The following is a 21,987-nucleotide window of genomic DNA, read 5'->3' on the forward strand; positions in this document are numbered from 1 at the left end:
CCCATCGTCCCGCCCCAAACTGCAAAAGTACAAATTTCAGGGATAGCAAGTACCTTTGCTCAAGTTAACGACTTTATTCTGCTAGTCCAGCGCTCTCCTTTCTTCCTCGACACCGATACCAAACTGGTAGCGGCCACATTAAAAAACAACCCCACACAATTACAAGTACGCAACCCAACCGATTCAGCAGCAGAACTTCCCAAACTCCGACCAGTGGTGGAATATAAAATTGAAACCACACTCAGCCCGACTGGAGCCTCCGAGTTGCTCTCCGAACTGCGGAACAAGCAAGCAGACGGACTAGCAATACGGATAGAAACACTTCAAGAAAAAGGAATACTAGAATCACAAAAAGGAGAAGTGAAAAAACCATGACAGCAGCAAACGAGTTTATTCCCAGCGGAGCAGAAGAGACAGGGGGTAAGGAAATATTCGGCATTAAGCTGACACCCCAAATCCAAGCCATAGGCATCGCGGTTCTCGGCCTCGGCGTGGCCGGCTACCTAGGCTACCAGTTCGTACTCCCAGAATTCCAAAAAAGCGGCGAATTGAAGCAAAAACTGGTCGAAAGCAAGCAAACGCAAGTGCAATTGCAAGCTCAAATTCAAAAAAAGGCAGAAGCAGAAGCCAAGCAAGAAGAAGCAAAACAGCGCCGCGCCCAAGTGACGGCAATGTTTGCGAGCGATGGAAGCGCCAACACCCTGCTGCTTGACATGACCCAACTGGTTAATCGCATCAACGCCGGCGTGCAAGGAGACGACCTCAAGGCTAAAATTACCAAATTTGAGCCGGATATGCCGCCAGCTACAGCAACCGCTGCGGCGGGAGCTCCAGACCCTGATATTCTCAACGATACGTCCTTCGGGCCGTCCCTTGTTGGCAAGCTCAGGCGCAAAAAATATAAGGTAGAGTTTGAAGGCAATTTTGCTCAAACCCGCAATTTTATGCGTAGTTTGGAGTTGATGCAGTCCCTGTTAGTAGTGAGGAATTTGAAATCTGAATTGCTAGCATCAAATCAGGCCATAGAAATCGATTTTTTGAAAGGGAAAATCATCCCAGTAGCTCAGCCGCAAACAAAAATTAAAACGGCTTTTGACTTGTACGCGCTCCTGCCGTTAAAGCAAGAAGAAAAACCGCCAACTCCGGCTCCGATTCCTGCCAAATAGCGCGAGGCGAGCGGATATAGCGGTTTTCAATTTCTGCGAGGTACATGAACTCCTTAATTACATGGCTTGTACAGAAGACTCTAGAAAACTGGTTTTTTACCGAAATCAAGATTTTTTTGGCTAGTGTTTTGGTGGAAAACCCGGTTTCGGGGTACTATAGCAATCAGTTTATCTAAGTCCGCTCTTGCTCGGGATATGCGTTACTTTCGCAAAGTCGGGTAACGAGCAATCCCACAAATTCTGCAAGAATTGCTGTAGATAAGTCATAAATTGTCCATTAGGAAAAATTCCATCGCACCTCATTTTTCGCTCGCAAGGCAATATTAGGAACGCAAATTGAATAATTTCAAACATCTGCTAGACTTTTTTCTCTCCAAACGTGGCGAGGTAAAAAAAGGAAGAGTATCCGACCCTGCATTACCAGGAATGGCCTGGTAATGCTCGGAACGAACAACTGTTATTTAATTGCTATTCCTTAGCTATTTCAATTCGCTGTTTCGGGAGAAGCTTGAAGGCAAAATGTTGAAGATTTGATTCACCAAAAAATATCAAAAATATTTGTGTGTGAATTTTAAATGATAGTTTGTGCCTAATTATGCCTATTTTCTCAATTCAAAAAAAACTGAAAACGAGAGAGGTTTCAGTTAGTGCCAAAAGCTCGCTAGTCAAGATTGCGAACAATAAATAACCAAGTGTAGTGGAGGAGAGAACGTGAAACAGCATCTACGGTTAAGTGGTGGAATCTTCAGCAGCGTTGCTGGAATTATAATCGCCCAAGCGCCAGTCTCGGCAGCGCCGACTCAAGTCACAGGAGTGCAAGTAAGTCAAGCCAATAATGGGGTAAATATTGTCCTGGCTACGGAAAAGGGCGATCGCCCGCAAGTTTTCGCCATCAACAGCGGCAATACCTACCAAGCCACAATTACCAACACCAAGCTCCGCTTGTCCCAAGGCAACAGCTTCCGTCAAGATAACCCAGCTCCGGGCATTTCCTCAGTAGAAATCACCCAGATAGAAGCTAACAGCATCCGCGTTGTGGTAGCCGGCACCAACGGAGTTCCCAACGGACAAGTTATGCCCGGACAAGGCCAAAACATCGTCCTCAGCGTTGCCGGACAGGGCGGGACTGTGCAATCTACCCAAGCAGCAGCGCCTGCATTGCCCGCGCTAAACCAAACCCAAGCTTTGCCCCCGCCGCCTCCGGGACTGCCGCTGAACCAAACAGCTCCCCGGCCAGCTCCCCAAATCCGCACCTCGCAAAACGAGGGCGTGCTGCTGCCAAATCCCGAAGTTACTATTACTAGGGATCGCCCGCCCCTACCAAGCGAAATTCAATCTCAAACCAATCAAGCTGCCCCTTTCCTGCCCAGGGCTGTAGCACCGCCATTGGGAGATATCTCCGTATCTAACATCGCCCCCGGCGTAGGAAATATTGAGCTGAGTTCGGGAGAACGCATCCCCCGCTTGGTGCTGCGGGATGCCCCAGTACGAGACGTTTTAGCTCTGCTCGCTCGCGCTGCGGGATTGAACATTGCTTTTACAGGCGGCGGGGCGGCGGCGGGGCCGGGCCAACCGGCGGCCGCACCGGGAGCAGCAGGAGGCTCCGATGAAGGGCCGAAGATTTCCTTGGACATCGAAAATGAGTCGGTGCAAGATGTTTTCAACTACGTGCTGCGGATCAGCGGACTGCAAGCCAACCGCGTCGGACGCACGATTTTTGTGGGTTCTAATTTGCCCCTAGACTCGCGCAATATTATCGTTCGGACTCTGCGGCTCAATCAAGTCAGGTCTACCGATGCAGCTAACTTTTTGAGCGCTCAAGGTGCAGAAACTCAACTGCCGATTACTCGGGTGACGATTCAAACCGTGGGCCAGGGAAATTCGGCGCGGGATGTCGAAATTCGGGAACCGGATATTAAGGCAATTGGCGCTAAGGACGGCAACGGGCCGCTGTTGCTGAGGGGACTGTCGGTGCTGGCGGATGCCCGACTCAATTCGATCACTTTGGTGGGAGATCCCCGCAAAGTTGATATTGCCGTAGCTTTCTTGACTCAGCTAGATTTGCGCCGCCGTCAAGTGGCTGTCAACGTCAAGGTGATCGATGTCAACTTGTTGGGAGCTAACCGAACCAACAGCAGTTTCTCTTTCGGCATTAATAACAATTTCTTTGTCAATGATGGGGGAGCAGCAAGTCTCAATTTTGGCGGCATCAATCCGCCCAGTGGAACTGACCTTACGGGGATCAGCGCTCGGCCGATCGTCGGCAACCGAGACATTCCCACAGAAAACAGGACACCTTTCTACGATCCTAGGGGCAATTTAATCAACGTGCCGCTCACGGGACTCGGTGGCGGGTTGTTCGTCCAGCCGACAGCGCCGATTACTAATGACCCCGCGCGAGTTGGGATTAGCGACTACGATGCGTTTGACCCTACAGCGGTGAATTCTGCCGGAAGTGCGACTTTTTCCCTGTTCCCGCTGTTCCAATATCCGAGGAGGTTCTTGTCGGCGTTGCGGGCAACTATTGAGACTAGGAACGGCAAAATCCTCACCGATCCGACTCTGGTGGTTCAAGAAGGAGAAACGGCGAATGTAAATATTACTGATGAGGTAATTACTAACATCACGCAGCAAACGCAGAGTACCGGAAATACAAGTACCACAACAACCACGGCCGTCAAAGATAAGGCCGGTTTGCAGTTGGGGGTGGCGATTGATCGGGTTGACGATAATGGCTTTGTATCTCTGCGGGTAAACCCGATTATCAGGACACCAACCAGCACTGTAGACTTGTCCACGGGCGGGAACGTCAATCAGATCAGTCTGCTGGGCGAGCGTTCGCTGCAATCGGGGCTAATTCGCCTGCGGGACGGTCAGACTTTGATTCTTTCGGGGATTATCCGCGACGAAGAACGGATTGAAGCGAGGAAGATTCCGATTTTGGGAGATTTGCCGATTATCGGTTCGCTGTTCAGGAGCTCGACCAAGACCAACCAGCGGGCGGAGTTGATTGTGTTGCTGACTCCGCAGATTTTGGATGATAGCGATCGATCGAACTTTGGCTATCAAAACAACATCAGTCCCGACGCGCGCCAACTGTTGCAGCGCAGTCAGCCCGTCCAACCGAGATAGCAGTCAGTTGGCAGTTGGCTGTTGGCTGTTGTCAGTTGGCTGTTGGCTGTTGGCTGTTGGCTGTGAGTACCCGCCCTCTTAGTTGGCAGTCCGGCATTGCGTTAGTCCGGCGGGCCGCCAGGGTTAAGTCCCTGGCGGCCCTGCCCAGAAAAGGGAAAGGGACAAAGGAAGAAGGCAAAAAAAATCCTTTAGCCATTGACAAATGACATTTTGTTCTTTCTATTTCTCCTTTTGTCCGCTCTGAAATCCACGGAGGCAAGAAATCGGCTCTCCAAAGTGGTATTTTTTTAACGAAATTTGGGTATTAATTTAAAAAGTTGGCAAGTTCCATATAAATTAAAGGTTCCACCGATCCATAACGGTCGGCAAGACTTTAGAATAATGCAGTGAAAATTAGATGCTGTGGGGTTTTCAGCAATTAAAAACAAAAATTCCTTTTCTGACCAATTATCCTAGGGTAATTGGTATTCAGCAGGAGTTTTTCAGGGGGAAGCGGGCTGGAGCAATAGGGGACTACCCAAATCTCCAAATCCAAACTCCCAATGCAGTTACCACTCACAGCTAATAGTTGAACTCGGTTTGACGTATTTTACAAATTCCAGAAGGAGTTCGGAATGAACAAAGGTGAATTGGTTGATGCAGTCGCAGAAAAGGCTACTGTCACTAAAAAACAGGCAGATGCGGTTTTGAGCGCTGCTTTGGAAGCAATTATGGAAGCTGTCTCCGAGGGCGACAAGGTGACGCTGGTCGGTTTTGGCTCGTTTGAGTCGCGGGAACGCAAGGCCCGTGAGGGTCGCAATCCAAAAACCGGCGACAAGATGGAAATCCCGGCAACCAGAGTTCCTGCATTTTCTGCAGGGAAGTTGTTTAAGGACAGAGTTGCACCGGCGAAAAACGCCGAATAACGGGCAAACTGAGTCTTGATCAGACCTGTACACGGTGGAAATTTAGCTTGGGCAGCCGCATTAGCTGGCTGCCCAGCTTCTGCTATTCTCGATTTTTCTGCCAGTATCAGTCCTTTGGGCCCTCCTGAGTCGGCCTTGGCTGCGATTAAAGCTCGCTTGAGCAGTCTGACGGCTTACCCAGACCCGGATTATGGAGAGTTGAGGGCTGCTTTGGGTGAGGCGTTTAATGTTGACCCGGATTGGGTTTTGCCGGGGAATGGTTCGGCGGAATTGTTGACTTGGGCGGCTTGGGATTTGTCGGATCTGGAGGCGACTTATTTGGTGACTCCGGCTTTTGGCGATTACTGGCGGGCTCTTTCGGCTTTTGGGGCGCAGGTGCTCGATTGTCCTTTGGATCTCAAATCGTTGGGCCAGGAGCTTTTGAGCGGGTTAGTAACTGATGGTTTGTCGGTTTCTAACCGCTCTTTTGTTTCTCTTTCTCCTGCTGTCCCGGTTCCTTTTGCTCTGGGGACCGATCGAGGTTTGCTATTGAACAACCCCCACAATCCTACGGGTTTGCTGTTCGGTAGGGAGGCGATTTTGCCTTATGTGGAGCAGTTAGGTATGGTGGTGGTGGATGAGGCTTTTATGGACTTTCTACCACCGGAAAAACAGCAAAGTTCGATCGCTGCTGTTGAGGAGTTTCCGAATTTGGTGATTTTACGATCGCTCACTAAATTCTATTCTCTGCCGGGACTGCGGATGGGCTGTGCGATCGCGCATCCCGACATCCTCCGCCGCTGGCAGTTGCGGCGCGATCCTTGGCCTGTGAATGCTCTGGCGGAGGCGGCGGCGGCTGCTGTGGTGCGAGATGCTGCTTTTGAGCGGAAAACTTGGGATTGGCTGCCTGTGGCTCGCCAAGAGTTGTTTGAGGGTTTGGCTAATTTACCTGGTTTGCGGCCTTGGACGGGGGCGGCTAATTTTTTGTTGGTTGAGTCGTCGCTGTCGGTGGCTGCGATTCAAAAAAGTCTGCTGGAAAAACACCGGATTTTGATTCGGGATTGTTTGAGTTTTCCTGAGTTGGGCGATCGATTTTTTCGAGTAGCCGTGCGCGAGAAGGCGGACAATCTGCGGCTGATTGCTGGACTTCAAGAAGTCATTAGTCATTAGTCATTAGTCCTTAGTCATTAGTCATTAGTCATTAGTCCTTAGTCATTAGTCATTAGTCATTAGTCCTTAGTCCTTAGTCATTAGTCATTAGTCATTAGTCCTTAGTCATTAGTCATTAGTCATTAGTCATTAGTCCTTAGTCATTAGTCATTAGTCATTAGTCATTAGTCCTTAGTCATTAGTCATTAGTCCTTAGTCATTAGTCATTAGTCAGTTGGTTGTTGGCAGTTGACAGTTGGCAGTTGACAGTTGGTTGTTGACAGTTGGTTGTTGACAGTTGGTTGTTGACAGTTGGCCGTTGTCATATCCTTTCCGGTTGTATCGGAATAATATATTGGAATCGTATCAGCGCGAGCGAGACGTGAGTGCTACATCATAATTTCGATAAGCTATCGTGCAAATAAACATTGCATATTCAGGGCGGGAGGGACGCTCAACCCCTATTTATCACAAGAGTTTTATTTTTTTTACATAAAGTTAAATTTCGCAACAGCTTACAACCGGATTTGATATCAGTTGACAGTTGACTGTTTACAACAAACACCTAACAACTGAGGGCGGGCACGCACCATCCACCGCCTTTACCAACTACCAACTACCAACTACCAACTAACAAATAACAAATAACAACCAACAACCAACAACCAACAACCAACAACCAACAAATAACCAATAACAAATAACCAATAACAAATAACAACTAACACCTAACAACTAACAACTGACAATTTTATTTATGCTTGATTATGATTTAGTGATTATTGGTGGAACTCCGGCGGGACGCTATGCTGCTTTGACGGCAACTAATTTCCCGGCCCGCGTTGCTTTGGTGGAACCGTTAAGCAATTCGCCAGATTTGCCGAGTGAGGAGAAGGTGTCGATCGACTTTGGCTTGAGATACAGCCAAACTTTGAGCGAGGCTGCTCGTTTTGCTCAGCAGCTTCGCCGCCTACAGTTGGGGGTTCGCCCGGATGTGGCTGATTCGTCGGTGCCGCTCGAATTGCCCTTAGATAATCTGTTCAAATGGACTGAAGGTGTTGTTTCTAATTTAGAAGAAATTGACGATCTCGGCGTTTTGGCTGCTCGCGGGGTCGATATTATTTTTGGTAGCGGCGAGTTTGTTGCAAAACCTAAGTTGGCTTTTGTTACGGGCGATCGATCTTTGCGATCGCGCTGTTATTTGCTAGCTTCTCCAACTTTACCGACGGTTCCCAATATTGAAGGACTTTTGTCTGTCGGCTTTTTTACTTCGGAAACTGTCGCCCAATTGACCAAACTTCCACAGTTACCTCAAAGTTTGGCTGTAGTTGGTGCCGATCCCAGCGGGGTAGAAGTGGCTCAAACTTTTGCTCGATTAGGGGTGGCTGTGACGCTTGTGGTCAAGGCTTCGCGGATTTTGGCCAAAGAAGACCGGGAGGCTGCGGGCTTGGTTCAAGCTGCAATGGAGGCGGTTGGAGTCCGCATTCTGACTTCTACTGAGGTGACTCAAGCTCGGGTGATTGATGGTAAAAAGTGGATTCAAGCCGGGCCCAGGGCGATCGAAGCTGAGGAGATTTTTTTGGCTGCTGGCCGCGGACACAATTTTCCATCGTTAAATCTCGAAGCGGTTGGGGTTAAATTTAACAATCGCAGGTTGATTTTAAATGAAAAATTGCAAACAACTAATTCGCGCATTTATGCGATCGGCGATGTTGCTGGTGGTTATCCGTTCCCTCATATTGCTAATGCCGAAGCTGGGGTGGCTGTGAAAAATGCTTTGTTTTTGCCGCTGTTTCAAATAGATTATCGCGGGATTCCTTGGGCGATTTTTTCCGATCCGCAGTTGGCGAGGGTTGGTTTGACTGAGGCGCAAGCAAGGCGTCGTTTTGGAGACGATTTGATTGTTTGTCGGGAATATTTTAAGAATGTTGAAAGAGCTCAAATGTGCGGGGAGACTACTGGTTTTTGTAAGATTGTCGCGCGTCGCAATGGGGAGATTTTGGGAGCGAGTATTGTGGGGCCGCAAGCTGCTGAGTTGATTCATGCGATCGCTCTGGCGGTGCGTCACGGGATGAAGGTTGAGGCGATCGCGGAACTTCCTTATATTTGGTCGAGTTTTTCGGCAATTAACGGTCAAACTGCTACTATTTGGGAGTCGCAGCGCTGCCGCAGCAATACTTTGATGCAGAATTTATGCGAGAATTTATTTCACTGGCGCAGGTATTGGAAATGAAAAAATTAGTCATTGGTCATTAGTCATTAGTCATTAGTTATTAGTCATTGGTAATTGGTCATTAGTTATTGTAGGGTGCGTCAGTAAAAATTGTTAACGATAGATACATAATCTGACGCTGACGCACCCTACGGTTAGTTATTGTATTTATATTATTTTTTTTATAAAGATGCGATAGAGATAAAGGACGATCGAACATTGTAATTATTTGCTTTACCTTTTTGCAAAAGTATTTCATAACTTTAAAAAAATGGTATCACGTTTTAACCCAATACGGTTTACTTAGGGCGAGCCAGGGGATAAAAAACTATGAAAAATAGATACTGCGATTGCTTCGTTCCTCTCTTCGGACAATTTTAAGTTAATCGTATTGCGTTTTAACTGATCGCCCTTTGAGTTCGCAAGTGAAGTAAAAACAAAATAGCGGTATATATAAGTGGTATCTGTACCACTTATATATACCGCTACCTATTAAACCGAAGCTGTGGCGGAGGAAGCTGATAATGCCCAAGCCTGGTTTGGTAAGTGTTCTAGGACGGAGAGGGTGGGATTTGAACCCACGTTAAGATTGCTCCTAAAGTAGATTTCGAGTCTACCGCATTCAACCGCTCTGCCACCTCTCCAATTAAATTGAGATGCGAGCTAGAAGTATCTTACCGCACAGTGCGCCACTTTGTAAATCCTTAGAGAAAAGAAGTTTGATTTTCTTCTGATTCCAGAGTCGTCTTAAATCCCGTTGTGGGTGTCCACTGAAGAGCTCCGTCGCGCCCCGTCCAAAAAATCCGGGTTTTGCTTTGGTGCAGTTTGGCTGCGGTTTCTGGGTCGATTTCGTCTGCAGAGGCGATCGCCACTTGCGGCCCAACTGCCTCCAATAACTCGGCTGTCAGGGTTTTTCCCGACCACAACAGCACTTGCGCCGCCTTCAATGTTCCTGCGGCTGCTAATCTTTTTGATAACATACTTTGGGCTTGCGGTGTCATGTCACCGACAATCAACCAAGTACGCCCCCTCACCAATAACTCTACTACCGGAATCTCTGCATCCAAGAACTGCAACCGCGTCGAGCCCAGATCGATGGTACTGTTAGTTTCTAAAAGAAAGTAAACGCCTTGCCGAGATTGCACAGCCGTCATAAATTTATCATCGCTGCCGCGGTGAATTTGTTTGGAATCTTTATTATCATAAAATGTTTTAATGGGCAAGCGTTCTAGTAATTTTCCCCAACCGCCGCTCAAACCTAAATGACCGTGAGTGGCGATCGCAAAATTCACAGAATTAATACCTTGCTTCTGCAAAAAAGGCAACACTGTAAACTTCACAGTATTTTCATCACCACTATTAATTAGCGCCACTTTTCCCCGATCTTGAATTACCAAAACTGGATCGCCAGATGTCGCCAGCAAAGTAACTTTAAACACAGATGATTTAACGTGCAAAGCAGGCAAAACTACGATCGCAATTCCCGCCATTAGCGCCAGCGGGAAAATCCAAGCCGCAGAAATTCGCAGCCGAATAACTGTGCTTTTCCCCTGCTTCCCTCTCCCCTTTCCCTGATTTTTCCCTCTTCCTACTTCCTGCTTCCCTCCTTTTTCTGCCTTGCTTCTTCTATTAGTGACATCCCGTACATCCGTTACATCCCGGACATTGCTCGTTGCCGAACTTCCCCCCAGCCAAACCCAACAGATTAAACTGTAAAGTGCGATTAACTGAAACACCGATACTTGACCGACAGCTACCGAATTACCTGGCAATTGCGAGAAATATTCGGCGATCGCAATTAAGCCCTTTGCCGGATAGTCCAGCAGTTGCGCCAAAACGCTTCCCGCCGGCGGAAAAATCAATCCTGCTAAAGCGCTAACCATCCCGCCAATACTCAAAATCCACAGCAAAGGAGCCGCAATAATATTGACTAAAATGCTATAAGGTGATACCACACTAAAAACGTAAAGTAGTAGCGGCAGCACCCAAACTGAAGCTGCGATCGGAACCACCACAATTGAAGCGATCGCGGGCGGCATCCAGTCCAACTTGGCCATCAGCGGCGGGGCTGTCACCACTAATCCCAAAGTAGCCAAAAAACTCAGTTGAAAACCTAAATCCCAAATCCACAAAGGGTTAACTAGCAGTAAAATAGTCGCAGCGATTAACAGCAATCCCAACGGCTTAACTTCGCGGCTTAACACCAAAGCAAATAATGTGCCAAATCCCATCAGTGCGGCGCGGCATATTGAAGCTTCAAAGCCTGTTAGTGCTACCAACAAAAATAAAGCGCCTACGCCAAATCCAAATTGTAACTGTTTGGAAAAACGCTTGGTTAAAGCTATAACTAAAGCCAAAACCATTGAAACTTGAGTGCCCGAAGCTGCGATCGCGTGAGCTAATCCAGCTTGCACAAAATAGTCGCGGATGTTGTAAGGTAAATCTACTGCTTGTTTGCCGAGGGCGATCGCACTTATTAGCGGCCCTTCGGGAACATTCAAATGCGATAATTGCGATCGCGCGATCCGCATCCGCATCGCTTGAATTGGCGATGGCTGCATCCCGGTTGACTCCCAGAAAGCGCCTGTTGTGCTGTTAACTCGATTGACATCGGCGATCGCCTTTTCTCTCTTCCAGTCAACCTGACGCCCTTTGAGCCCTGCAAAAGCCCCTTCTCTGGCTAAATATGCTCGAAAATCAAAAGCCCCCGGATTTGAGGGCGGCTGCGGTTTGTATAGCGATCCCACCACTGCGATCGTATTGTCGGCGTACAAGCCCGTTGCTTGCAGTAGAGGCACTGTAACGTAGAGTTTGCCTGATACAGGGCGGTTGACGACTACTCCTCCGTCGCTACCGTTGATTCCGCTAACTACATCTGTTTCTAGCCAAAATTGCGATCGGCCCGATCGGGTTAATCTAGGGTTACTCGCCACTCTACCGCGAACTGTCACTACGACTTCTTGAGTGTTTCCCTCCGCCGGAATCAATTTGCTGATGTCATTAACTGCCGGTTGGGGCGATCGAAGTACCAAATAAAAGCTAGCTAAAAATGCCAACAAACCCGCCATTGCCCACACCCATTTCCCTCTCGGCAGCACCTCCAACAAACTCAATTTTTCCCTCGTCTCTAAGGGTTCTTCTATAGTATTTTTTGGAGTTCTGGTGCGTCTTTTTTTAGTCGTTTTAAAATGTTTTTTAGTATGCTTGAGCAACAACTTAGGCATCGCGATTGCGACGGCGATTCCCAAAGCTAGTATCGCGTATCTACCCCAAAAAACTCCTGTAGAAATCAATCCCAGAATGTAGGCTAGACAGAAAATGACACCCGTTGCTTGATTCATTAATTAGAAACTATGGAATAAGGCAGAAGGCAGACAAGTCAACATAGATCGTGTCCGATCTATTACCACAAGAAAAACGGTTTGTAGTGCGGGCTTGAGTCCGTAGTACGAACCTTAGTTATTGCGATCGATCGGACATGATATTAGACTTTCCGATCGCCTTTTTTTAAGAGATACTTTAATTCTCTTGTCCCCCTTTTTTTAGGAGGTGCCTGGGCGATCGAGTCTAATCTGAATCACAAAAGACTGGTATTGCGTTAAATAGACAGACCCAATTTTAAACCGAAAGCTGCGTGCAGTACCATAAGTGCTAAAGCCGTCGTGCCTAAATAAGCGTGAACCGCGCGCAGTGCTAGCTTGTTCCCGCCAAAACCAGTCAGCGAAATTAAGCTGCTAACAGCCAACAAAACCAGCACTGTCGAACCCGTCCAAAAATGCGGGCTTTCCATCACGGGCTGATGCTGCATCACCAGCGACAGCAGTCCACCAGTGTAGCCCAAAGCTAAAAATAGAAACATCCACGGTGCCAGCTTGCGGTGATCCGATCGACTTTTGAGCGCGACATCCTTATCGGCGGCCAAACGTCCCTGCCATCCTGTATAGCCGACAAAACTGCCCATCGCTACAATCACGATCCCCATCATTACAGGATGTCCCCAATGGGTAATTGGTTCGGGAATTCCCAGGCTGCGAAATTGACTGGCGATTGGTTCTAGAAGTTCGCTTAAATTTACCATTTGATTTTGATTCCCAGCTTGGCGATCGATATTTTCGGACTCATCATTAAAATATTATAAAAGAGTTGGCAAGCGCGATCGCGCACTTCTAATAGTTGTTTAACAACACCGCAAAATATTTCCCACAAGCCCTTACTTACACAAAACTTAGCCGGCTAAAGCCGGCTGTGAGATTTTTACAGCAGCGATGCTGTTTCAAGTTAATTATTTGTTAGCTTTATCAGCTAAATCGAAAAGCAAAAATAAACCCTATTTGCCCGTACTTTACACCCCGGAGCGGCTTTTCGCCCAATCTTCACAGCCTCATCCTCGATCTGGATGTTAAATTTGACCTGCCTGCTCAAAGTTAATTTCAATTCCTTGACTTTTGAAGGCCAAAGTGGGAAATTAACATCGCAGCAGACGAGCAGTAGCACTTCTACATTTTGTCGATCGCTCTCAAGGGAGAGTCAACTGCAGCACCTAAAAACTAGGGGTTCCAAGTTTGAGGCGAATTGCATAAACTATGCCGTCTGACTGGTGGGAGTTCGATCGACTCAGCGCTAAACTGAATGTCTGAAGGCACTCTCAAAGCACCCTTGTCGGTTGAGCTACCATCAGTCTACAACCTTTAAATCCTCTCAATTAAATCGTTGGGGGTTGCCGTTGTAGCAGACAAGCACCGAATTTCGGGCTTGGCCTACCTCGGAACCGTACCGTCGCTAAACTCACTGCGCCGTCGCCAAAGTAGCTTCCGCAGGTTGGATGTGATACTTCACCAGATTTGCCAGTTCTTGTAACTGACTAATCGCTTCGGCACCTTCAAGTTTCATCAGTTCGCGATCGTCCCGCATCTCCGTCCAAGTGATACCGTAATCTGACACTAAAAATCGAATCAGATGGTTGTCCGTCAAACTGACCATAAATGAGGCACTGTTCATCTGACCCCCGCAAGTGTAGCAGGATGCCAAATAACCCCTACGCTCTAGCACGATCGCCAAAGCCTGAAGGTTCATTACCAAATCTTGGACGAATTTACGGTGTTGTTCTGCAAGTCTCAGAAACACAGTTTTTCTCCTATCACCACGCCGTGTATTTTACACCCAATTTAATAATTTCTTAAGTATTGGGTATTTAGGTGCTGGTTTAGTATATGTTTAGTATGCTCAAAAAAAATCGAATTAGCGACCTCTTCAGCTTACTTATACTAGATTAACCGAGTTGCGAGCGCAACTAAGTATCAGCAGCGACATTCAGCCAAAACAGGCTTTCCTCCGGGACTCCAGCCTCAAAAATATCCTACAATGACGGTTGATTCAGCCCTCGGACAGGCCAAATATACAAATAACTAATCATAGCAATCGAGTTAGTTAAGAATAAGAGTTCAATCGCCCTGGGGATACTCCTCCCAAAGTGTCGTAGTCTGCCGCAAGCTCAGAAAATCGCCATTTCCCAAGATCAAGTGATCCAACAGCGGAATCGACAAAAACTGCGCTCCCGCCAGCAACTGTCGCGTCAAAGCAATATCCTCCGGGCTCGGATCGACAATTCCCGAGGGGTGATTGTGCGAGATAATCGCCCGCGTCGCCCCTTGGCGGATCACTTCTCTAAATATATCCCTAGGGTGAGCTAAAGTTTCGGTAGCTGTGCCGATCGTAATTACCTGAGTTCCCAGCAGCCGATTTTTTACATCCAGCAGCACCACAGCAAAACGTTCCTGAGACTGCCACATCAAATCCTGACTCAGAGCATCCGCAGCCGCTTGTGGAGAGTCAACCACAGCCATTTCCGGCGGTCGCGACTGAAACACCCGCTTCCCCAACTCCACCGCAGCCAAAATCGAGGTCGCCTTAGCAGGGCCAATCCCGTGAATTTGAGTCAACTCCTGAACGCTAATACTGCGGAGCACCGCCAGAGGGTCACGGGAATGCAAACTCAACTGATTTAAAATATACTGTCCGAGTCCGACGGCGGAAAGTTTGCCCTGTCCCTGACCAGTGCCCAGCAGAATCGCAATCAATTCCGCCGTTGCCAAACTTTTCGGACCGCCCGCCATCAGCCGTTCCCGCGGCCGTTCGCTGGTTGGCAAATCGACAATTCTCAAGCTGTAAGTCATAGATGCACCTGCACCGCAAGCTCAACAATTACCCCATTTTAGCCGATCGATTTGCGTTCTTCACATCAGTAAGATTACCGAAAAAATCAAGGCCTTAACTGATGTTTTTGGCGATCGTATTTTCGTGAAAAAAACCGATTTATCGCCCTAACCTGGCATAACTCCTGGTAAAATTTTTCGTAACGCTGCCACAAAAGTGAGGTGTACGGGCAGCTACGTTCAGCGCAAAGGTTCGCTGACCATAGATTTTTGCCATTCAGTTGAGGCTAGCAGCGCCGAAGCAACTGGCTGCGGCGGCTTAGGTGCTGTCACTCCCACCAAAACAAACGAAACTGCCATCAAAACGCCGTATAAACTTATAGATAGCTTGCGATCGCCCATTCCCACCCATTGCGGATTCACCAGACCCAGACAAAAAGCTGGCATTGAAAACATAAAAGTTAAAACAAACAAGCTAGACATCACAGCACCTCCGACTCGCTAACTCCACCGATCAATTAATTCTCTCTTCCATTAACCTATCAAAAATCCGCTGAAAAAAGTTGCGATTGATGATTTATGACTTGGGAAGTATTCCCTGTTACCAAACAATAAAAAAAACAGTTAAATCTACTACTTGAGGTAGATGTTAAAAGAATTAAGAGCTTTTGATACCATCAATAAATCACGTTTAAAATAGACACTAAATTTCTTAATCAAAATATGCAAGTCCGCTTTAACGTAGTCCGCCAAAATCAAAACGAGGCTCCCCGGGTTCGCGCTTACACCCTAGAGGTGGAAGAAAGCAATACCATCCTAGATTGCCTCAACAGTATCAAGTGGGAACAGGACGGCACTTTAGCTTTTCGGAAAAATTGTCGCAACACAATTTGCGGCAGTTGTTCGATGCGAATTAATGGGCGATCGGCCTTAGCTTGCAAAGAAAATGTCGGTAGCGAACTCGCCAGACTGCAAAAAATAGCTTATTCCAGTTCGACAGAACAGCCTGCCGATTTTATCCCAGAAATTACCGTCGCCCCAATGGGAAATATGCCGGTAATTAAAGATTTGGTCGTCGATATGACCAGTTTTTGGGACAACCTGGAAGCTGTGGAACCCTATGTCAGCACAGCCTCGCGAGCAATTCCCGAACGGGAATTTCTGCAAACTCCCGAAGAGCGATCGAAACTCGACCAAACAGGCAACTGCATCCTCTGCGGCGCGTGCTATTCTGAGTGCAACGCCCGCGAAGTCAACCCAGAATTTGTCGGCCCCCACGCCCTCGCGAAAGCTTACCGCACGATCGCCGATTCCCGCGACGGGGAAACCGAAAACCGGCTCGAAAAATACAACGAAGGTACTTCCGGCGTGTGGGGATGCACTCGCTGTTATTACTGCAACTCGGTTTGCCCGATGGAAGTTGCGCCGATGGATCAAATTGGTAAGATTAAGCAGGAGATTCTCGATCGCAAAGACGACCAAGCCAGTCGATCGATCCGCCACCGCAAAGTATTGATCGAACTCGTCAAAGAAGGCGGTTGGATAGACGAGCGCAAATTTGGGATCGAAGTAGTAGGAAACTACTTCCGCGACGTTAAAGGTTTGTTCAGTCTCGGCCCCTTGGGCTTGAGAATGATCGCTCGCGGCAAATTCCCCCTATTTTTTGAGCCTTCCGAAGGTACCGAAACTGTGCGGAATCTGATCGAATCGGTTCAAAATTTAGAAAATTCAGCAGATTAGCGATCGGCTGTCATTTTCCGGTAAATTGGAAGTTGTGCGATCGCAAAACTTCCCAAAAATCTTGTTTCAAAACTCGCAACTTAAAACATTTAAATGACTGCTAAAACACCTCCATCTCCCCAACCAACAGCCCCAAATACCCCAACACCAGCAGCACCAGCCTTTGGCTGGAATGCTTACGCCGAAAGAATCAACGGACGATTTGCGATGGTGGGATTCGTGGCACTTTTGCTGCTAGAATTCTTCACGCGCCAGGATTTTTTCACTTGGCTCGGCCTGCGTTAAATCTGTCGGTATATGCGCTAAAAATGCTGGGAAACCAGCTTGTTTAACGATTCTATAGCTGTCACCCAGTATTTTTGATAAAAAACTCGCTTTCTGGCAACTCGTGCCTAATATCGTGTCCGTTAGCATCGGAATAGTAAATTAACAGTTAAGTTAACAGTTAACATCATGTCTGAGTGCAACCGGAATTGATATAATATCATGTTCGATCGGCGATCGTAACAAAAACCGTTCGTAGTGCGGACTCGCATTCCGCACTACGAACCAATTTTATCTTTTTTAATCGATCGGAGACGATATAAAAAATAGATAATTATCTATTTTCTGCCTGGATCTCTGCTTTGGAAAAGCGGAAATAGAGTTAAGTTGTTGCAAATTTAACCTGTAAATGTGACCCTGGTTTGTAACTCTCAGATCGAGGAATTTTAGAAATAGATAATCGATTTCGAGAAAATTAATCTGCTGCTGTTTCGCGGACGGTTAAACTGTACTTACCTCTACCTTTGGGAGGCGCATCGTAAGCATTGACAATGACGCGGTAGCGACCGCTCGCAGATAAGGTAACAGTCAGCTCTGAATTGGAATTTTGCTGCGTGACATCATCATTTTCTGCAAGTAGCTCGCCCTTGGAGTTGAAAATAGCCAGATAAGTATCAAATTCGCTACTTTCTACGCTAATAACCACTTTCTGACCCTGATTTCCTTCAAAGGTATACTCGTCGTACAAACTGCTGTCCGAGGGCAGTACAGAAGACTTAGCAGGGCTGAGTTCTCCCTTTTGCTCTAATATGACCTTAGACGCACCCCCTGCTGGACTTGGCGAAGGTTCGACAGTTGGGCTCAGAGTTGGCGAAGGCTTGGGGCTTGCTTGAGCTAGAACAGCTTTGCTTGTAGAACTCGCATCAGGTGAATTTTGAGGCAATTCTGCTGAAATGAGGGTAGAACTGTTGTTAGCAACTCCTTGGGAGTTTGAAACTGGCACCGAGAGAGTCGGCTTGCTAGAAAAAGTAGCTAGTAAAGCAATTGGCGCGATCGCCCAAAATCTAAATTGACGCATGAATTACCTCGATTTGCAACGAAGGAAGAAGGAAGAAGTCATTAGTCATTAGTCATTGGTTATTGGTTATTGGTTATTGGTTATTGGTTATTGGTTATTGGTTATTGGTTATTGGTTATTAGTTATTAGTTATCAGGAAGAAGGAAGAATAAAAATAATTCGACCAATGCCCACCCTTCGACTTGCTTCGACTTGCTTCGACTTGCTTCGGCTTCGCCAGCGGACAAGTCGCGATCGGGCAAGATGCCCTGCGCGGGCCAATGCCCAATTCCCAATCCCTCCGCTCCGCCCAATGCCCAATTCCCAATCCCTCCGCTTCGCTCCGCCCAATTCCCAATTCCCAATTCCCAATTCCCAATTCCCAATTCCCAATTCCCAATTCCCAATTCCCAATTCCCAATTCCCAATTCCCAATTCCCAATTCCCAATTACCTATTTTCAACGGACAGTTAGAGTATAACGACCCCGGCCCGAAGCATCAAAAGCATTGACAACTACGCGGTAGCGACCCGTAGCGGGCAAAGTGACACTCAGAAACGCATTTTTAGTCTCATCGCTCACATCGTCATTTTCTGCCAGCAATCGCCCGTTGGGGCTAAAGATAGCCACATAGGGATCGAAATCTGTACTTTCTAGGGAAATGGTTACAGACTGACCCGATCGACCTTCAAAAGTATACTCTCGATACAGACTGTTATCAGACGGCAATACCGGGCCGCCTGCGACTAAAGCGCCTTCTTCTTGCAAAATCGCCCGAGAAGGTGCCGTAGGAGCACTCGCTTTCAGTTCTAACGTATAAGCCCCGGACTGCCTAGCTTGGTAGGAATTTGCCAGTAGGGTGTAAGTGCCGTCTGCTGGTAGCCTGAGCGTTATTTTGGCGTTTTTACTACCTGCACCGTCATCGTCTTGCGCGATTTCGCGCTGGTTGGGCCCGAGCAAAATTAAATAAGGGTCAATTTCTTGACTTGTCATTTCAATTGTGATTTCCTGGCCCGCTTTTCCTTCAAAGGAGTAGAGGTCAAAAAAGCTGTTGTCTGCGGGGAGAACGCTAGACTGGGTGGTGAGTTTGCCACTCAGGGCCGGCCCGTTTAACGCAACTTTTTGAGGTGATTTGTTGCCAAAGGGCGATCGCCTCTGAGCAACGCGGGGAGCTCGCCCTTCTCGCACCGCTGTCAGGAAATCCGGTACTTTGTCTGCTGAAATTGCAAAACCGATACCGATATTGCCTCCACCTTGACCGCGAGTAAAAATAGAAGTATTGACGCCGATTAATTCTCCAGAACTGTTGAGCAGCGGGCCTCCTGAATTCCCGGGATTGATGGCTGCGTCGGTTTGAATTAAGCCCCGCTGCGGATCGATGCGGCTGACTATTCCGACTGTCAAAGTACCTTGAAATTGACCGAAGGGATTGCCGATCGCAAATGCTTGTTGTCCGACTTTCACCGAACCGGGACGGGCGATCGGAATTGTGGGCAAATTGTTTTGACCGCGAATCTTTACCACCGCTAAGTCTAGACCATCTTCGCCGAATCCGACCACATCGGCGACAACTTTTTTGCCGTCTGACAGAATTATATTCACCGTACCGCCTGCGGAAACAACGTGGGCGTTAGTTAACACCGTGCCGTCGGGGCTGATAATTGTGCCGCTACCGTTAGATTTATCTGTATCGACGGTGACAACCGCCGGACTTGCTTGTTCGTAGACTCGAATGTTGATTTGTTCTTCGGCATTATTTTGGGCGATCGCACCTGGGAAATGCACCGAGTTAAATTCCTTTAAATCAGCCTCCGGCCGCCCCGGGAACGCCGCAACTACCGCAGCAGGGCTGGCTGCAACCCCAATTGTGACAATTCCTGATACTGCTAAACTTAAAAGTTTGAAATTCATGGTCGTGAATTAGTATTTAGCTGCCAACAGGTAGCAGTTAGCTTTTCGGGCTAATGCTAACTACCACCTCTAATTATTTTAGGACTTGCGCGAGGGTAATGAAAAATTGAAGCTTGAGATTGCTTCAATTTTTCACCTACGGCTGGGTTTTGGGAGAATTGGTCGATCGCCTTTCGGGTCAGTTTTTTGTTAGTAAACTACGAATTTCCAGCAGTTTCGGCAATTCTAGAATCGAGTGGGCGATCGATATACTTAACATTAGCTTGGCGCACCTTAGCATCCTCATTGCCATAGAAAAAAGACAGCAAAGCAAAACGCTGCCCGCTAATCACCGGTGTTGCTTCGTGCAGCAGAGAACACGAAAAAATAATCGCCGTACCAAAATCCCCTTTATAACCGTGCGGCGCGTACTCAGGAAACCGCAAAAATCCCCCCGTATACTCCGCCGGATTCAAGTTGAGAGTCATCGCAAATCGGCGGTGCATAGTACCTTTGCTCGTATTGTCGCGGTGCGGCCGGAAATAACCGCCGCTCTCAGCATCGTAACAGCCCACCAAATACCGTTCAAACCTAGTAATTGTAAACTGGAAAGCTTTTTCAACTTCCGGCTTCACCCGGCGCAAAATAATCGCACTCAATCGCTGCTGCAATTCGGGGTCTTCAATATAGAAATCCCGGCGTTTCTTAAAATTATCGTCATGAATGCCAACAGTTTTCCCGTCTATTTGCCTCATAAAGCCCGAGGGACTGCCGCCGTGAGTTTTGTATAAATCGATCAAAGCGCCGCAAGAAGCTTTGTCCAAAACCTTAGGAATTACTAAGACGGGGGCGTGTCGAGTGGCTTGTCGGGCTGTCTCTAAGGGCGGCAAATTTTTGAGAAAATCCAATACTTGCAGCGCGTGTTGGTGGGGATCTCCCATCGGGACAATGTTAATTACCTGAAGGTTTTCGTTGAGAACAAAAGTTTGAGGTGCATAGTGAACTCCGGCTACTCCGTTTTCTTCGATATCTCGGCAAACGCCGTACTGTTGGCTGAGTTTTTTATCAAAATCCCAGAAAAAGATGAATGACGGAGCAATTGTTGTCCGTCTGTCTTGTTCTTGGTCTGCAGCATCAACGCTAACTCCGAACAGCGGTACTTGCAAGTTTTGGAATTCTGCTGAAAGTTCTTCAAAGCTTTTGAGCATAACTTGAATTTCTGCGAAAGCTGTGCTGGCAAAGAAAAATAGCACAGTTCGTCGGCCGCCAACCGTCGAGAAATGAAATAAGGGGTTATTGGAGGCAGCTATGGAAAACCAAGGCGCGGGATCTCCTATTTGTAGTATTGGCATATTGCTGATTCGAGGTTTGAGATTTCATATTTGAGACCTTTATATTTTTTGTTTGTTCCACAAGTTGTATTTTGGGCGATCGCACAGGTTTGTAATCAGGACTTTAGTTCTTCTAAAATGCGAACCAAATTCCTCGCTACAAACCTACAAAAAACGTTGCCTGGGAATATCATTAAATATTTTTAATAGTATTTTTTGTATTAGTTTTGATTTTTATTTTACTTAATCTAGCTAACTTGAAATTCATATTTTGGTGTTATTTGAAAAATATTATCATGTTTGAAAACATAGCAGTTTTCCGAAAAATCGGATGAGGTATTGACCGAGGGAGCATCTGGTGTTTTGTATTAAGAGTGCTGTCCCGATCGCGATTTGTACAATACTCGCTCTTCGGGGACAGCACTCAAGCAAAAAAATAATTTTTACAATGCAGGAAATGCTTCCTTGACCGATCGCTCCCTCAATCCCTCAATCCTTCAATCCTTCAATCCTTCAATCTTTCAATCTCAACTTGTTGAGAAAGGCTATAAGTAGATGGGCATCCATAAACGCAACTTAATATTTTGCCTTGCTGGCGCGAGAAATGTTGAGTTTCACCCACCTACTTATAGCGGTTCGATCGCGTGGTGAGGTATGCCTTATGCCCGATGCCCTGCGCGGGCCGATGCCGCATAGTACCTCATACCAGAGCACAGAAAGGCTATATATTTCCCTATTTGTCGAAACTAGGAGAATTATCCGGTTGGTCTTCCGGGTATTCCACTGGTCGGTACTCCACGTAGTCTGATGGCGGTGCTTCCACATCGCGGGTGGTGCTGGGGCGAGACCTCGACCCTTCCGCAGGACGGGTTTTTTTGGTTCTCGGCGGTGTGTCGGAACTCGGGTTTTCCGAAGCGGGGGGGCGACGGTTGCGGCTGCGGGCCGGTCTTTCTTCGGGGTTGTCTGAAATGTCCCAGTTGTCTGAATCTTGCGCGGGCGGGGTTTCAGGG

The 21,987-nt window shown here is 47.4% G+C and carries 18 protein-coding genes, 1 tRNA gene and 1 pseudogene; 8 read left to right on the forward strand and 12 right to left on the reverse strand.

Translation table 11 applies throughout. From position 1 onward, the window contains the following. The 3 genes from IQ263_RS22780 to IQ263_RS22790 form a co-directional block, all read left to right on the forward strand. A partial coding sequence (locus IQ263_RS22780; RefSeq protein WP_194070449.1) for a PilN domain-containing protein occupies positions 1-375 on the forward strand: 375 nt, incomplete at its 5' end. Then, positions 372-1,166, forward strand: coding sequence for a pilus assembly protein PilO (locus tag IQ263_RS22785; RefSeq protein WP_194070450.1), 795 nt, complete (start codon positions 372-374; stop codon positions 1,164-1,166). The genes IQ263_RS22780 and IQ263_RS22785, both read left to right, overlap by 4 nt. A gap of 711 nt (positions 1,167-1,877) precedes the next feature. Then, entirely contained in the window at positions 1,878-4,298 is a 2,421-nt protein-coding gene (locus tag IQ263_RS22790; RefSeq protein WP_194070451.1) for an AMIN domain-containing protein, read from the forward strand. Between the two features lie 31 nt (positions 4,299-4,329). Here the strand turns inward: IQ263_RS22790 and IQ263_RS22795 are convergent, their stop codons facing one another. Beyond that, on the reverse strand, positions 4,330-4,494 hold the full coding sequence (locus IQ263_RS22795; RefSeq protein ID WP_194070452.1) for a hypothetical protein: 165 nt from the start codon (positions 4,492-4,494) through the stop codon (positions 4,330-4,332). 418 nt (positions 4,495-4,912) lie between these two features. On the opposite strand from IQ263_RS22795, the gene IQ263_RS22800 reads away from it, so the two are divergent. The 3 genes from IQ263_RS22800 (at position 4,913) to IQ263_RS22810 (ending at position 8,564) form a co-directional block, all read left to right on the forward strand. Then, the gene (locus IQ263_RS22800; RefSeq protein WP_194009466.1) at positions 4,913-5,203 is read left to right on the forward strand and encodes an HU family DNA-binding protein; all 291 of its coding nucleotides are present in this window, start codon (positions 4,913-4,915) and stop codon (positions 5,201-5,203) included. 15 nt (positions 5,204-5,218) lie between these two features. After that, positions 5,219-6,352 carry a threonine-phosphate decarboxylase CobD gene (gene cobD / locus IQ263_RS22805; RefSeq protein ID WP_194070453.1) on the forward strand — a complete coding sequence of 378 codons (1,134 nt, stop codon included), beginning with the start codon at positions 5,219-5,221 and terminating at the stop codon, positions 6,350-6,352. Positions 6,353-7,088: 736 nt separating this feature from the next. Continuing rightward, a complete protein-coding gene (locus IQ263_RS22810) occupies positions 7,089-8,564 on the forward strand; it encodes a dihydrolipoyl dehydrogenase family protein (RefSeq protein WP_194070454.1) in 1,476 nt (491 codons plus the stop codon). 536 nt (positions 8,565-9,100) lie between these two features. On the opposite strand, the gene IQ263_RS22815 is transcribed toward IQ263_RS22810, so the two are convergent. The 6 genes from IQ263_RS22815 to IQ263_RS22840 form a co-directional block, all read right to left on the reverse strand. Further along, positions 9,101-9,187, reverse strand: a tRNA-Ser gene (locus IQ263_RS22815). A 60-nt stretch (positions 9,188-9,247) separates the two neighbouring features. After that, entirely contained in the window at positions 9,248-11,884 is a 2,637-nt protein-coding gene (locus IQ263_RS22820; protein ID WP_194070455.1) for a ComEC/Rec2 family competence protein, read from the reverse strand. Between the two features lie 257 nt (positions 11,885-12,141). Then, on the reverse strand, positions 12,142-12,621 hold the full coding sequence (locus tag IQ263_RS22825) for a DUF4079 domain-containing protein (RefSeq protein WP_194009462.1): 480 nt from the start codon (positions 12,619-12,621) through the stop codon (positions 12,142-12,144). Between the two features lie 707 nt (positions 12,622-13,328). Beyond that, complete coding sequence (locus IQ263_RS22830; RefSeq protein ID WP_194009461.1) at positions 13,329-13,667, reverse strand: DUF1815 family protein; 339 nt, start codon at positions 13,665-13,667, stop codon at positions 13,329-13,331. A gap of 317 nt (positions 13,668-13,984) precedes the next feature. Next, positions 13,985-14,716, reverse strand: coding sequence for a RadC family protein (gene radC, locus IQ263_RS22835; protein ID WP_194070456.1), 732 nt, complete (start codon positions 14,714-14,716; stop codon positions 13,985-13,987). Positions 14,717-14,935: 219 nt separating this feature from the next. After that, positions 14,936-15,178, reverse strand: a complete 243-nt coding sequence (locus tag IQ263_RS22840) for a hypothetical protein (RefSeq protein ID WP_194070457.1) — start codon at positions 15,176-15,178, stop codon at positions 14,936-14,938. Between the two features lie 240 nt (positions 15,179-15,418). Between IQ263_RS22840 and IQ263_RS22845 the strand changes: the two genes are divergently transcribed. Then, the gene (locus IQ263_RS22845; protein WP_194070458.1) at positions 15,419-16,435 is read left to right on the forward strand and encodes a succinate dehydrogenase/fumarate reductase iron-sulfur subunit; all 1,017 of its coding nucleotides are present in this window, start codon (positions 15,419-15,421) and stop codon (positions 16,433-16,435) included. Between the two features lie 93 nt (positions 16,436-16,528). Further along, positions 16,529-16,720 carry a chlorophyll a/b-binding protein gene (locus IQ263_RS22850; RefSeq protein WP_194009457.1) on the forward strand — a complete coding sequence of 64 codons (192 nt, stop codon included), beginning with the start codon at positions 16,529-16,531 and terminating at the stop codon, positions 16,718-16,720. 454 nt (positions 16,721-17,174) lie between these two features. On the opposite strand, the gene IQ263_RS22855 is transcribed toward IQ263_RS22850, so the two are convergent. The 5 genes and pseudogenes from IQ263_RS22855 to IQ263_RS22875 all read right to left on the reverse strand — a co-directional run. Further along, positions 17,175-17,777: a PPC domain-containing protein gene (locus IQ263_RS22855; RefSeq protein WP_194070459.1), complete on the reverse strand. Its 603-nt coding sequence runs from the start codon at positions 17,775-17,777 to the stop codon at positions 17,175-17,177. Positions 17,778-17,895: 118 nt separating this feature from the next. After that, on the reverse strand, positions 17,896-18,219 hold the full coding sequence (locus tag IQ263_RS22860; protein ID WP_194070460.1) for a hypothetical protein: 324 nt from the start codon (positions 18,217-18,219) through the stop codon (positions 17,896-17,898). Further along, positions 18,216-19,667 carry a trypsin-like peptidase domain-containing protein gene (locus tag IQ263_RS22865; RefSeq protein ID WP_194070461.1) on the reverse strand — a complete coding sequence of 484 codons (1,452 nt, stop codon included), beginning with the start codon at positions 19,665-19,667 and terminating at the stop codon, positions 18,216-18,218. Before IQ263_RS22865 ends, IQ263_RS22860 begins: the two co-directional genes overlap by 4 nt. A 197-nt stretch (positions 19,668-19,864) precedes the next feature. Continuing rightward, complete coding sequence (locus tag IQ263_RS22870) at positions 19,865-20,998, reverse strand: 2OG-Fe(II) oxygenase (protein ID WP_194070462.1); 1,134 nt, start codon at positions 20,996-20,998, stop codon at positions 19,865-19,867. A 712-nt stretch (positions 20,999-21,710) separates the two neighbouring features. Then, positions 21,711-21,987, reverse strand: a pseudogene (locus tag IQ263_RS22875) (Ycf66 family protein); the annotation flags it as partial.

The organism is Tychonema sp. LEGE 06208 (assembly GCF_015207505.1).
Taxonomy (GTDB): Bacteria; Cyanobacteriota; Cyanobacteriia; order Cyanobacteriales; family Microcoleaceae; genus Microcoleus.